Origin of the sequence: Baumannia cicadellinicola str. Hc (Homalodisca coagulata) (assembly GCF_000013185.1) — a bacterium.
In the GTDB taxonomy this organism is placed as follows: Bacteria; Pseudomonadota; Gammaproteobacteria; order Enterobacterales; family Enterobacteriaceae; genus Baumannia; species Baumannia cicadellinicola_E.
Genome location: NC_007984.1, coordinates 584,413 through 598,390, shown reverse-complemented (window position 1 = coordinate 598,390; position 13,978 = coordinate 584,413). Strand labels below are relative to the sequence as shown.

The 13,978-nt window shown below is 35.0% G+C and carries 11 protein-coding genes; 4 read left to right on the top strand and 7 right to left on the bottom strand.

What is annotated here, in order from left to right; all coding sequences use genetic code 11:
• Positions 1 to 7: 7 nt before the first annotated feature.
• Positions 8 to 340 (bottom strand): outer membrane protein assembly factor BamE, encoded by a 333-nt coding sequence (gene bamE, locus BCI_RS02810; RefSeq protein WP_011520728.1) that lies wholly within the window; start codon positions 338 to 340, stop codon positions 8 to 10.
• Between bamE and surA the strand changes: the two genes are divergently transcribed.
• The 4 genes from surA (at position 323) to apaH (ending at position 4,585) form a co-directional block, all read left to right on the top strand.
• Positions 323 to 1,690: a peptidylprolyl isomerase SurA gene (surA, locus tag BCI_RS02805; protein WP_049752736.1), complete on the top strand. Its 1,368-nt coding sequence runs from the start codon at positions 323 to 325 to the stop codon at positions 1,688 to 1,690. The two genes, bamE and surA, sit on opposite strands and share 18 nt — an antisense overlap.
• The gene (gene pdxA, locus BCI_RS02800; RefSeq protein ID WP_011520726.1) at positions 1,677 to 2,681 is read left to right on the top strand and encodes a 4-hydroxythreonine-4-phosphate dehydrogenase PdxA; all 1,005 of its coding nucleotides are present in this window, start codon (positions 1,677 to 1,679) and stop codon (positions 2,679 to 2,681) included. Before surA ends, pdxA begins: the two co-directional genes overlap by 14 nt.
• A complete protein-coding gene (gene rsmA, locus BCI_RS02795; RefSeq protein ID WP_011520725.1) occupies positions 2,674 to 3,489 on the top strand; it encodes a 16S rRNA (adenine(1518)-N(6)/adenine(1519)-N(6))-dimethyltransferase RsmA in 816 nt (271 codons plus the stop codon). The genes pdxA and rsmA overlap by 8 nt, the downstream gene beginning before the upstream one ends.
• Positions 3,490 to 3,718: 229 nt before the next feature.
• Complete coding sequence (apaH, locus tag BCI_RS02790; protein WP_011520724.1) at positions 3,719 to 4,585, top strand: bis(5'-nucleosyl)-tetraphosphatase (symmetrical) ApaH; 867 nt, start codon at positions 3,719 to 3,721, stop codon at positions 4,583 to 4,585.
• Between the two features lies 1 nt (position 4,586).
• On the opposite strand, the gene folA is transcribed toward apaH, so the two are convergent.
• The 6 genes from folA to ileS all read right to left on the bottom strand — a co-directional run bounded on the left by folA (position 4,587) and on the right by ileS (position 13,969).
• Positions 4,587 to 5,084, bottom strand: a complete 498-nt coding sequence (folA, locus tag BCI_RS02785; protein WP_011520723.1) for a type 3 dihydrofolate reductase — start codon at positions 5,082 to 5,084, stop codon at positions 4,587 to 4,589.
• 42 nt (positions 5,085 to 5,126) lie between these two features.
• Positions 5,127 to 8,366, bottom strand: a complete 3,240-nt coding sequence (gene carB / locus BCI_RS02780) for a carbamoyl-phosphate synthase large subunit (RefSeq protein ID WP_011520722.1) — start codon at positions 8,364 to 8,366, stop codon at positions 5,127 to 5,129.
• Positions 8,367 to 8,384: 18 nt separating this feature from the next.
• A complete protein-coding gene (gene carA / locus BCI_RS02775; RefSeq protein WP_011520721.1) occupies positions 8,385 to 9,530 on the bottom strand; it encodes a glutamine-hydrolyzing carbamoyl-phosphate synthase small subunit in 1,146 nt (381 codons plus the stop codon).
• A gap of 149 nt (positions 9,531 to 9,679) precedes the next feature.
• Positions 9,680 to 10,621, bottom strand: coding sequence for a 4-hydroxy-3-methylbut-2-enyl diphosphate reductase (ispH, locus tag BCI_RS02770; protein ID WP_011520720.1), 942 nt, complete (start codon positions 10,619 to 10,621; stop codon positions 9,680 to 9,682).
• A 28-nt stretch (positions 10,622 to 10,649) separates the two neighbouring features.
• On the bottom strand, positions 10,650 to 11,153 hold the full coding sequence (gene lspA / locus BCI_RS02765) for a signal peptidase II (RefSeq protein ID WP_011520719.1): 504 nt from the start codon (positions 11,151 to 11,153) through the stop codon (positions 10,650 to 10,652).
• Positions 11,153 to 13,969, bottom strand: coding sequence for an isoleucine--tRNA ligase (gene ileS, locus BCI_RS02760; protein WP_011520718.1), 2,817 nt, complete (start codon positions 13,967 to 13,969; stop codon positions 11,153 to 11,155). The genes lspA and ileS overlap by 1 nt, the downstream gene beginning before the upstream one ends.
• Positions 13,970 to 13,978: the final 9 nt, after the last annotated feature.

Genomic DNA, 13,978 nt, shown 5'->3' with positions numbered 1-13,978 from the left:
TGTTAGATCAATAGTCTGTAAACTTATCAAGATTAGTTAAAATATCACTCTTATTAAAGGTTAATATTACTCTCTTTTGAGTAAGATGTTGGTGATTTATTTTACAGCGATCAATATAATACCAAGTATTATTTTGATCTTGAAAAATTGGTGTTCCAAGGATATTAGATACCTGTTGCTTAGTCATGCCAATATGAATTTGATCAACGTCAGTTTTCGTCAAGTAATTACCTTGATGAAGGTTATGATGATAGATGACTATATTATACATAGAACAACTTGAAGTAAAAATTAAAGCAAATAAAACAATAACTGTTAACTGATGATATATAAGGTTCATTTAGTCAATACAAGTAAATTTTTATCACTTTCACGTAGAACAATTAGGATGGATGGGATAAAACTTCTTCTAAGTATTATTATACTATATTTTTATACATATATTAATTGCGCTATAGCAGAACCTAATCTTATAGATCAAGTAGTAGCTATCGTTAATAACGATATTATTCTAGAAAGTGAGTTAAAAATTTTACGGGATAGTATTCAAAATTACGCTAAACTTAACTATCAGGAACAGCTAGAAGATAATCAGCTCAATAAACATATTATAGATCGTTTAATTATAAAAAAAATTATACAACAACAAGCTAAACTTAGTCATATTACTATAGCAGAGACTAAGTTAAATAAAATTATCCACGATCTAACTTCTAGTCAGAATCTATCTATAGCTAAATTACGTCACCTAATGTACTCTAACAGAAATATCTACGATATTTATCGAGCGCAACTTCGTCAAGATCTATTAATAGCTGAAGTACTTAATAGCGCTCTTCACCGAAGAATAACTATTCTTCCTCAAGAAGTAGAATTTTTAGCCAAGAAAATAGCAATACGCAAAAATACAACATTTAATCTTAGTCATATGTTGATCCCATTACCGGAAAAACCTTCGCGTAAGCAAAAAAATGAGGCAGAAGCATTAGCTTTATTTCTAATGGCACAAAGCGAAAAACAAAATGATTTTCGGGAGCTAGCTATTAAATACTCTACTGATACTCAAATGTTAAATTCTTTCAGCATGATTGGGATACAGCATACAAAATTACCACTAATATTAGCTAAACATTTATATGGAGCACAAAAAGGCAGTGTTATAGGCCCTATATATTCAGATATTGGGATTCATATATTGAAGGTTCATGATATGATAAGAACTCATATGAGTAATATCCCTATTACCGAGGTTTATGCTCGCCATATTTTACTACGTACTTCAGTAAAGAGGAATGATAATCAGGCTCGTGTTCAGCTACTTAATATAGCACGGAAAATTAATATTGGTGATATTAGCTTTAGTATAGTAGCAAAGCAAATATCAGAAGATATTATTTCTTCACAACAGGGAGGTGATCTAGGTTGGAATGCATTGAATGCCTTTACTCCTACATTCCGTAAATTATTACTATCTCTAAATAAGGGACAACTAAGTATACCTGTTCGTTCATCACAAGGATGGCATTTGATTCAGCTACAAAATATTCGTCAGGTAGAAAACACCACAAATAAAGAAGCAGCCTACCGTATACTATGGCATCGTAAGCTAGCTGAAATAGCACATATCTGGATACAGGAACAGCGAGATTTAGCTTATATAAAAATTATCAACCACCATGACAATAGATAGTAAATCACTACGTATAATTATCACTCCTGGTGAACCAGCTGGGATTGGAATCGATCTGGTAGCAATGTTAGCTCAACAGGCGTGGCCGGTTGAAATAGTTGTTTGTACTGATCCATACTTGTTAATCCATCGTGTAAAACAGCTAGGTTTACCACCGCTATTACTACATCCTTATCAACCTAATTATGTTAGGTTAAATAATATTGGTGAACTAACCATACTTGCAATTAATACATCAGATATAGTTACTCCTGGTATTCTTAATGTAGCAAATAGTAACTATGTTATAGCTACGCTAGCTCGAGCTTGTGATGGCTGTTTAAATGGTGAGTTTGCTGCACTAGTAACTGGACCAGTACATAAAGGCATAATAAACGCATGTGGAATACCATTTAGCGGTCATACAGAATTTCTTGCCGAACGTAGTAAGAAAAAAATGGTTGTGATGATGCTTGTAACAGAGTCGATGCGCGTAGCATTAGCAACAACGCATTTACCGCTTAGTGCAGTACCCAGGACAATTACTTATAATATGCTACATGAAGTGATTACTCTATTAGTAGAGAATTTGCGCAAGCAATTAAGGATTCTACAGCCGCGGGTTTATGTTTGCGGTTTAAATCCACACGCTGGTGAAGATGGCTATATAGGTAAAGAAGAGATTGAAGTAATAATTCCAGTATTAAAAGCATTACGTGCAGTAGAACATTATGATCTTGTGGGTCCATTACCGGCTGATACGATATTTCTGCCTCAATATATACAGGAAGCTGATGTAGTACTAGCAATGTATCATGATCAGGGTTTAACAGTACTTAAGTACCAGGGATTTGGTAGTGCAGTTAATATCACCTTTGGTCTACCTTTTATTCGTACTTCTGTTGATCATGGAACTGCACTTTCGCTCGCTGGTACCGGTTTAGCTAAGGCTAATAGCATGAAAAATGCCCTTAATTTAGCCATAGAAATGGTCAAAAATAGTAATGTATAACTATTTTTATCAAGGACATTTAGTACGTAAATGTCTTGGTCAGCACTTTTTGCACGACCAGAATATTATTGAATCTATTGTTGCTGTTATCCATCCTCTACCTAGTCAAGCTCTAGTAGAGATAGGACCAGGTTTAGGTGCATTAACTAAATATGTAGCTAAGTATGTTAAGACTATCACTGTAATTGAGCTAGACCATAATTTAGTAGCCTATTTAGCTAATCATCCTATTCTACAACACAAGTTAAATATTCTGTCACAGGATGTAATGAAAGTTAATTTCTCTGACCTAGCAAAAAAACTTAGTCAACCATTACGTATTTTTGGCAACTTACCTTATAACATTTCTATAGCACTGATGTTTAACCTATTTCGCCATATTCATATGATTCGTGATATGCATTTTATGTTGCAAAAAGAAGTTGTCAGCCGTTTATTAGCTAAACCTAATAATAAGAATTATGGTAAACTTAGCGTGATAGCCCAACATTACTGCCAAATAGATTTAGTTCTAGATGTTCCACCTGAGTCTTTTAGACCCGTGCCTCAGGTAGATTCAGCAGTAGTACGGCTAGTACCGTATGTTATACCACCCTATCCTGTCAAAGATATCAATAAACTGTATCTCTTAACGAGCCTTGCGTTCCAACAGCGTCGGAAGACTATACGTAATAGTTTACGTAATCTATTTAGTGTTGAACAGTTATTAACACAGGGCATAATTTCTACGCTTCGTGCCGAAAACTTAAGTGTTGAACAATATTGCTGTTTAGCTAGTACACTAGCCGAATGCCTGCCTAAAAAATAAGGATGAATACGTAATATATTTGCCTTCATTTTAAACCAGTACCTTGAAAGACAGTCTAAACCAGAACATAATCGCTATGTTTTTACTTTTACTAATCAGGAAGGTAATAAAAATAATATTTTTCCTCTGAGGACACTAATGTTCGGTACAATGAAGAAATGCTCTATTAGAATAAAAATTATTTTATGTTACTATCCCTTTTAGTATTTTATAATATGATCTATTAATTATGTCTACTTACTTCATTGGTGATATCCATGGTTGCTATGATGAATTACAGACTATTCTAGAGAAAGTGGCTTTTGATCCATTAATTGATACACTTTGGTTGACCGGCGATCTAGTAGCCCGGGGACCAAGTTCGCTAGAAGTATTACGTATGATACGTAGGTTAGGGAATAGCGTACGTATTGTACTGGGTAATCATGATTTACATTTACTAGCAGTATATACCGGTATTATGCGGAATAGGATTAAAGATCATACAATCCCACTATTAACAGCTCCTGATGCTGAAGATCTAATGAATTGGCTACGTTATCAACCAGTACTACAAGTTGATAATAAGAAAAAAATTCTCATGGCCCATGCTGGTATTACACCACAATGGAATATTGATACCGCACTACAATGCGCAAGTGAAATTGAAACGGTACTTAGAAGTGAGAGTTATCCGCTATTTTTGCATAGCATATATGAAGATATACCGAATTACTGGAGCAATGAATTAAGTTACCGAGCTAGATTACAGTTTAGTACTAACGTTTTTACTAGGATGCGCTACTGCTTTCCTAATGGGAAACTTGACATGTTATGTAAGGATATCCCAAATAAAGCTCCTGAACCACTCAGACCTTGGTTTAATCTACCTAGTACAATTGTAGAAAAATATAGTATTATCTTTGGTCATTGGTCTTCGCTTTTAGGCAAAGGAACACCAACAGGAATTTACGGTTTAGATACCGGCTGTTGTTGGGGTGGTAAATTAACGCTCCTATGCTGGGAAGATAAAAAAATTATACAGATTCCCTCACAAAAAAAGAGAAATAAAAAATGCAGCTATTTGTGCTATAATGGTAAAGGTAAAAAAAATTAAGTTAAGAATTTGTCATTCTTTCTAGAATTTCGAAGTAATATCTTGGTAAATTTTTTTCTTGATCGTTATGGTATTTACGAAATGTAACCCTCCACTGATTAGTGTGATAATGGGGAAACCAAGTATCACCTTTGATATTAATATCAATATGGGTTAGATAAAGTCTATGAGCCTGTAAGATAAAAATATTATATATTTGAGCACCACCAATTACCATTACCTCGGTAACATTACCTGCTGCTATCAACGCCTTAATAGGATTATCTACCCAGATAATGTCTTGGTCTCTAGACGGGATGAAATTACGGCTTAATACGATATTCAATCGACCAGATAAAGGCTTCTTAATAGCATCAAAGGTTTTACGGCCCATAATGACTGGTTTATTATTTGTATGTTTTTTAAACCAGATCAAATCATCATATAAATGCCAAGGCATAGTATTTTTTATACCTATGATGCGATCTACTGTCATTGCAGCAATTAAACTAATAATCATTTAGTAAATTACTAATAATTAGTTAACAATGTAATTAAGTCTTTATTTATTTTTATTAGACATTATTTTTAAGTGCATATCTTGTATTGAACTCACTTGAGCTGTAGCATCAGCATTAAGAGATATTGCTGTAGCAAAAGCGCTATTCATAGTAGTGTCGTAATGCACTTTATGTTGTATAGCACTACAACAAATTTGCTTAAACACTTTAATATGTTGACTTGTAGTTACTATATAACTATATCTACCATTTTTTATACCATCTTGAACTTGTTGATTTAGGCTGATGTAATCGAATGTTTGAATTATACGAACATTAATACCATATTTCCGGAGTATAACTGCGGTACTATCTGTAGCATCTAACTCAAAACCATGCTGAAGTAATTTATTTGCGAGATTAACAATTCGGTGTGGATGTTGGTCACCTATCGATAGTAGAACTCGCCCACTTTTTTTTATATAGGATTGGCTAGCAAGCATTGCTTTTGCAAATGCTTCAGCGAAAGTACTACCTACTCCCATTACTTCCCCAGTAGAACGCATTTCTGGTCCGAGAATAGGATCAACACCAGCAAATTTATGGAATGGAAGTACTACTTTTTTTACTGAAAAATAAGGTGGAATAACTTCATTTATTATTCCTAGCTCAATAAGTGATTTTCCAATCATTACTTTAGTAGCAACTTTAGCAAGAGCTACTCCTATAGCTTTAGAGACAAAAGGAACAGTACGTGCAGCACGTGGGTTAACCTCAATCAAGTAAACATCATTTTTTTTGATTGCAAACTGCACATTAATTAAACCTATTACTTGGAGCTCTAAAGCAATTTTTTTAACCTGCCTACGTATCTCCTCTTTAATATTATGGTTCATGGTATAAGTTGGTAGCGAACAAGCTGAATCACCAGAATGTATCCCAGCTTGCTCGATATGTTCCATAATACCGCCAATTAAAACTGTTTTTCCGTCACAGATAGCATCTACATCAACTTCTATTGCATCATCAATAAATTTCTCTATTAGTACTGGTGTTTTATGAACAGAAATACTAAATGCTTTTTGAAAAGATATCATTAAATCCATTTCATTATAAATAATATTCATTGCCTGACCGCCAAGAACATAAGATGGACGTACCATAAGTGGATAACCACCAATAGTAGCTACCTTTTCTACCGCCATCTCTATACTAGTAACAGTAGCATTGGGAGGCTGTTTTAAACCAAGGTAATTAATTAGATTCTGGAATCTTTCTCTATTTTCAGCCCTATCAATTGCATCAGGTTTTGTTCCTATAATTGGTACTCCAGCTGCTTCTAGTGCTAATGCTAATTTTAGTGGTGTTTGTCCACCATACTGGATAATAACACCATCAGGTTGTTCGATACGTACTATATCTAAAACATTTTCTATTGTTACAGGTTCTAGATAGAGTCGCTCTGACATATCATAATCGGTAGAAACTGTCTCTGGATTACAGTTAATCATAATAGCTTCATAACCTTCTTCACGTAATGCTAACAGAGCATGTACACAACAATAGTCAAATTCCGGGCCTTGGCCAATACGGTTTGGTCCTCCACCTAAAACAATAATTTTTTTGCGATCATGACAAGGAAAGGATTCACACTCATCATCATAAGTAGAATACATATATGCAGTTTGAGTTGAGAACTCCGCAGCACAGGTATCTACTCGCTTATAAACTGGATATAAGTTATAATGTTCTCGTAATTTACGAATATCTTCTTCCTTAACGCTAACTAACGTCGCTAAACGTGCATCAGCAAATCCTTTACGTTTTAATTGACGAAGAAACTCTGCTGTTAAACCAATCATGCCATGTTTTGCTACCTTATTTTCTATTTGTATAAGTTCTTCAATTTGGGCGAGAAACCAACGATCAATATTGGTTAAATGAAAAACATTATCCACTGACATTCCAGCACGAAATGCATCTGCAATAAACCAAATACGTTCACTACCAGCGTTCTTCAGCTCATAATTAATTATCGTTAATGCAGCAGGATCTTGTAGATTAACTTTAGGATCAAATCCTTTTACGTTAACTTCTAAGCTACGTAATGCTTTTTGTAGTGATTCCTGTTGTGTACGTCCTATAGCTATGACTTCACCTACTGATTTCATCTGTGTCGTTAGACGATTATTAGTCTCAGAGAATTTATCAAAGTTAAATCTTGGTATTTTCGTGACTACATAGTCGATAGATGGTTCAAATGAAGCTGGTGTTAGGCTACCAGTAATGCCGTTCATTAATTCATCAAGATGATAGCCTACTGCTAGTTTTGCGGCTATCCTCGCAATAGGAAATCCAGTTGCTTTAGAAGCTAAAGCAGATGATCTAGATACGCGTGGATTCATTTCTATAATAATGAGTTGTCCAGTAGTTGGGTTTACCGCAAACTGTACATTAGAACCTCCAGTATCGACACCTATTTCACGCAAAACGGCTATAGAAGCATTCCGCATAATTTGATATTCTTTGTCTGTTAGTGTCTGTGCTGGCGCAACAGTAATAGAGTCACCAGTATGAATACCCATAGGATCTACGTTTTCTAGTGCACAAACTATAATACAATTATCTTTATTATCACGCACAACCTCCATTTCATATTCTTTCCAACCTATTAGCGATTCTTCTATGAGAAGTTGACCATGATGAAATAGATCGAATCCACGTTCGCAAATTTCTTGAAAATCTATTTGTGAGTAAGCAATACCACCTCCTGTACCTCCTAAAGTAAATGAGGAGCGAATAATACAAGGAAATCCAACATTAGCAACAACATCTTTTGCTTCTCTCATATTACTAGCCAAACCTGAACGTGGAATATCTAATCCTATTTTTTTCATAGCCTGATTAAATAGTTGACGGTTTTCCGCTTGCTCAATAGCATGGGCGGTAGCACCTATCATCTCTACTCCAAAATCTTTTAGTATACCTTTACGATTTAGGTCAAGTGCGCAATTTAGTGCAGTCTGACCACCCATAGTAGGTAGCATTGCATCTGGGCGCTCTTTTGCAATGATTTTATGTACGACTTTCCAATGAATAGGCTCAATATAAGTAGCATTAGCCATATCTGGATCAGTCATAATAGTTGCTGGATTAGAGTTTACTAGAACTACTCGGTAGTTCTCTTCGCGTAGTGCTTTACAAGCTTGTACACCAGAGTAATCGAACTCACAAGCTTGCCCAATCACGATTGGGCCTGATCCTATAATTAGGATGCTTTTTATATCGGTACGTTTTGGCATATAGAAATTCTTACTTGTTTAGTTATGCTGAGAACGATACAAAATAATTAATTTAATAAAATAATCGAATAGTAATGTTATATCCTGTGGTCCAGGGCTAGCTTCTGGATGTCCCTGAAAGCTAAATGCAGGCTTATCAGTAAGATGTAATCCTTGTAAGGTTCCATCAAATAGAGATGTATGAGTTATTCTTATTGTGTCTGGTAAGGTATACTTATCTACAGCAAAACTATGGTTTTGTGATGTAATAAAAATTCGTCCTGATGTTAAATCTTTAACCGGATGGTTACTACCATGATGACCAAACTTCATTTTAAATGTTTTTGCGCCGCTTGCTATGGCTAATAACTGATGGCCAAAACAAATACCAAATATAGGAATATTTTGGGTAAGTATTTGTTGGATTGCGGTAATAGCATAATCACAGGGGGCTGGATCTCCCGGCCCATTAGCGAGTAAAATGCCATCTGGATACATAGCTAGTACAGTATCCGCAGTAGTCTGCGCTGGCACTACAGTTAATCGACAGCCACGATCAACTAGCATACGCATGATATTCCGTTTTATACCATAATCATAGACAACTACATGATATGGCAAATATGCATTGGTAATATTATTTGTACTTTGATTGAGGTTCCAACTACCATGATTCCAAATATATGGCTGAGTTGTGCTAACTTCTTTCGCTAAATCTATGCCATTTAAACCAGGAAACTCACGCGCTTTACATAGTGCTAGTTTAGTATTTAATGGATCACCAGCAATTATACAACCATTTTGTGTACCTTCTTCGCGTAGTAAACGCGTTAATTTACGCGTATCTATATCAGATATTCCAATAATATTGTTGCGCTCAAGGTATTCCGATAGCGACATACTACTACGGAAGTTACTAGTCAATATCGGTAAATCACGTATTACTAATCCTTGCGCTTGCACATGTAAAGATTCGTTATCTATTTCATTCGTGCCTGTATTACCTATATGAGGATAAGTAAGAGTCACAATTTGATGAAAATAAGAAGGATCAGATAAAATCTCTTGATAACCAGTCATAGAAGTATTGAAAACTACTTCACCAACTGTGGTACCTCTAGCTCCAATTGCTTTTCCATAAAATTTAGTTCCATTTTCTAGAACTAACAGCGCTGATTTTGTCAAAAAAGCCTCCTCAAAGTCTCATCAGTCTTATTTGAAGAAAATAGCTAATTAATAAGGTACCTTGTTGATAAAATTAAAGCCAAATACAGCATAAATATAACCCGCTAATTAATCTTACCCGATATATCTAAACTTATAGATATAAATAGTTATTTATTTACTACATGTAGATTTCTAGGAAGATCAAATATCATCTTCTCTTCATATCCTCTTAGCTCTTCAGCGCTTTCTGCACCAAAAGATTGCAGCTTTAATATTACTTGTAGGACAAGAATATTAGGGGCTGATGCACCAGCAGTAACACCAATAATATTGATTCCCTGTAGCCAGTTTTCTTTGATATCACTAGCACAATCGATTAAATATGCTGGTTTCCCAGTTTGCTGTGCTAGTTCTACTAAACGGTTAGAATTTGAGGAATTCTTTGAACCTACTACTAGTACTATATCAGTCGCCATAGTTAAATTACGTACTGCTTCTTGCCTATTAGTTGTAGCATAGCAAATATCCTGTTTATGTGGCCCCTTAATAAAGGGAAAGCGCTGGCGTAATGCATCTATAATTGCTGAACTTTTATCTACAGAAAAAGTAGTTTGGGTTATAAAGCATAAATTATTTTTATTTTTAACTTTGAGTTGCCATACATCTTCTAGCGACTCTACTAAATATATTCCACCATCCGTATTATTATACTGTCCTATCGTACCTTCTACTTCAGGATGACCATAGTGGCCAATAAGAATGGTTTCTATGCCTTTGTGGCTTGCGCGTGCAACTTCCATATGCACTTTAGTCACTAGAGGGCAAGTAGCATCAAAAATAGTTAGATTACGGCTTTGTACTTCTTTACGTATAGCTTTGGAAACTCCATGTGCAGAAAAAATAATAACAGCACCATCCGGTACTTCATGTATCTGTTCAATAAATACGACACCTTGATTACGTAGTGTATTTACTACGTAACTATTATGGACTAATTCATGACGTACATATATTGGCGGACCATAAATTGCTATAACTTTTTCAACAATGTTAATGGCACGTTCTACACCAGCGCAAAAACCACGTGGGTTAGCAAGCAAAATCCGCACTTAAAATCTCCTTGATTTTTGCTGATTTTTATTTAGCAGGAGAATAAAAATGTTCTAATACTATTAGTATGATACCAATACAAATACTCAAATCAGCTATATTAAAGGTTGGCCAATGCCAAGATTGAACGTAAATATCAATGAAGTCTATTACTGCACCGTACTTTATACGGTCGAATAAATTACCTAATGCACCGCCAAGTATGAGAGCATAGGAAACATTTATTATTTTGGCCATATAATTTGCATAATACATCATAACCAATAGTAATATGCATAGTATAATAGCTATCAGCGTTAACAACCATATATTAAAATTACCTTTATCTGCTAAGATACTAAACGCAGCTCCTGAATTTAGAGTATAAAAAAACTGAATATTAGGTATAATAGATATAGATTCTCCTAACTTAACATGATTAATAACCCATTGCTTACTACCAAAATCTATTGCAAAAACGACGAATGCAAGCCAAAGCCAGCGTATTCCAGTATAAAGAAAAGTATTATATGTTGTAGGTATGAATTTCATTAGACAAACTTACGTTCTTCGCCATTACCGGCTATGTTAATAACACAACGACCACATATCTCTGGATATTGAGTATTATTGCCAATATCTTGCTCGTAATGCCAACAACGCTGACATTTTCTTCCTGTAGCATGATTTAGGGTAATTTTTAGTCCTTTTATTCTAGTACTTTGAAGTGCATTATTATCTGCCTCCTGATAATCAGCGATTTGTACTGCGGAGGTCAGTAACACAAAATGTAGCTCATTGCCCAGTTGGCGTAATTGCATGGCAAGAATAGGTTCTGAGTATAACGTTACCTGTGTTTCTAAAGAACTACCAATGTTCTTCTTAATGCGTGCCTGTTCAATAAGGTAATTAACATCACTTCTTACCTGCAGTAATGTATTCCAGTAAGTATCGTTCATATGTTGCTCTGCGTCTAACCTAGATAGATTTTTATACCATTCTTCTATAAAAACTGATGGTGAACGTTTTCCGGGTATAAAACCCCAAATTTCGTCAGCAGTAAATGATATAATAGGAGCAATCCATCGTACCATTGCCTCAATAATATGAAAAAGTGCAGTTTGACAGCTACGTCGTGCAATACTATTATATTGAGTTGTATATTGGCGATCTTTGATAATATCGAGATAAAAAGAACCCATTTCTACTGAGCAAAACTGCATAATACGTTGTACCACACTATGGAATTCATAGCTGTTATAAGCAGCAATAATTTCATCCTGAGCAACTTGTGCACGATCAATAGCCCATTGATCTAAAATAATCATTTTATCTATACTAACACTATGTTGTTTTGGTTCAAAACCATTTAAGTTAGCTAATAGAAAACGTGCGGTATTACGTATCCTACGATAAGTATCAACGGATCTTTTCAAGATTTCATCCGAAATAGTCATATCATCAGTATAGTTAGTAGAGGCTACCCATAAGCGTAGAATATCTGCACCTAGTTTATCTACTACTTGCTGTGGACTAACTACATTACCAATAGATTTAGACATCTTGCGTCCATTACTATCTACGGCAAAACCATGGGTAATTACTGTTTTATATGGAGCTTTACCTTTTATAGCTGTCGAGCTGATCAAAGATGACATAAACCAGCCACGATGTTGATCTGCTCCTTCTAAGTACATATCTATCTCATGATTAGCAAATTCAGTTTGCGCATTAATAACAGATGAGTGTGTAGAACCAGAATCAAACCATACATCTAGTATATCGTTAATTTTACTATAGTTAACTATATCATCACCCAATATTTTTATTGGATCTAAATCCCACCAAGCTTGAATACCCTTTTTCTCCACTTGTTTAGCTACATACTCCATAATTTCGCTAGTTTGTGGATGTAATTTTTTAGTATGGTTATGTACGAATAATGACATTGGGACACCCCAAATACGTTGGCGCGAAATACACCAGTCTTGGCGATTATTAACCATATTCGTAATACTTGCTTGGCTATTACTTGGGATCCATTGTATTTTTTTAATTTCTTTCAGCGACTGTTGACGTAATTTTTTTTTGTCCATACTTATAAACCATTGTGGTGTAGCACGGAATATTAGTGGTGTTTTATGGCGCCAACAGTGTGGATAACTATGCTGTATTGTTCCCGTATGTAATAGTGCACCACGATCCTTTAATAGACTAATTACGGTCTGATTACTCTGATAGACAGATGTTCCATCAAGTAATGAAAAAGTTCCAGGTAAATAGCAACCGTCAGGACCAACTATATTGACGATTTCTAAATTATATTCTCGACCTATGAGATAATCATCTGGACCATGACTAGGAGAAGTATGAACTACACCGGTACCAACATTGATAGTAACGTGATTACTTAATACTACAGGAACATCAAATTTCATAAATGGATGACTAAACCGTAATAGCTCTAATACATATCCCTTAATATTTTTAACTACTGTCCAATTTTGAATTCCTAAATACGTTAGCACACTGGTTACTAAATCGGCAGCAAGTATGAAACCTTGTTGATTTACTTTAACTAATTGATAATTTAAATTAGGATGTATAGATATTGCTCTATTAGCAGGTATTGTCCAAGGCGTAGTAGTCCAGACTAAAAATGAAATTGATGATAAAACATTGGGGATACCAAACCTAGCTGCTACATCATGCGTATTAGTAGCCGCAAAAATAACATAGATGGAAGGCGAAGTATAGTCGTAATATTCTACTTCTGCTTCTGCTAGCGCAGAACGACAATCGATACACCAATGAACGGGTTTGTTGCCTTGATATACGTGACCATTTTCAATAATTTTGCTTAGTGTCCGGATTATATTCGCCTCTGTATGAAAATCCATCGTTCGATATATATTATCCCAGTCGCCAAGTACACCTAGACGAATGAAATCCTTTTTCTGCCAGGTAACCTGTTCTGATGCATAATTACGGCAAGCAATTATAAACTCAGAAGCGCTAACTTTTTTACCCGGTTTTCCAATTAGTTGCTCTACTTTGAGCTCAATAGGTAAACCATGGCAGTCCCAACCAGGAATATATGGTGAGCAGTAACCCATTAATCTTTTAGACTTAATAATAATATCTTTAAGAATTTTGTTTACAGAGTGACCAATATGAATACTACCGTTAGCATACGGTGGACCATCGTGTAAAAAAAAAGTTTTTTTGCCCTGTGTAGCTTGACAAATAAGTTGATATAAATCTTGTTGATGCCAACGTTTTAGCATAATTGGTTCGCGTATAGCTAAATTACCACGCATAGCAAATTGTGTTTTTGGTAAATTCAAAGTATTTTTATAATCTATCATTCATTTGAA

Bases quoted from the DNA above. Each gene is read 5' to 3' on its own strand.
- bamE (WP_011520728.1), bottom strand. From the start codon at position 340: ATGAACCTTATATATCATCAGTTAACAGTTATTGTTTTATTTGCTTTA.
- apaH (WP_011520724.1), top strand. From the start codon at position 3,719: ATGTCTACTTACTTCATTGGTGATATCCATGGTTGCTATGATGAATTA.
- folA (WP_011520723.1), bottom strand. From the start codon at position 5,084: ATGATTATTAGTTTAATTGCTGCAATGACAGTAGATCGCATCATAGGT.
- ileS (WP_011520718.1), bottom strand. From the start codon at position 13,969: ATGATAGATTATAAAAATACTTTGAATTTACCAAAAACACAATTTGCT.
- pdxA (WP_011520726.1), top strand. From the start codon at position 1,677: ATGACAATAGATAGTAAATCACTACGTATAATTATCACTCCTGGTGAA.
- rsmA (WP_011520725.1), top strand. From the start codon at position 2,674: ATGTATAACTATTTTTATCAAGGACATTTAGTACGTAAATGTCTTGGT.
- lspA (WP_011520719.1), bottom strand. From the start codon at position 11,153: ATGAAATTCATACCTACAACATATAATACTTTTCTTTATACTGGAATA.
- carB (WP_011520722.1), bottom strand. From the start codon at position 8,366: ATGCCAAAACGTACCGATATAAAAAGCATCCTAATTATAGGATCAGGC.
- surA (WP_049752736.1), top strand. From the start codon at position 323: ATGATATATAAGGTTCATTTAGTCAATACAAGTAAATTTTTATCACTT.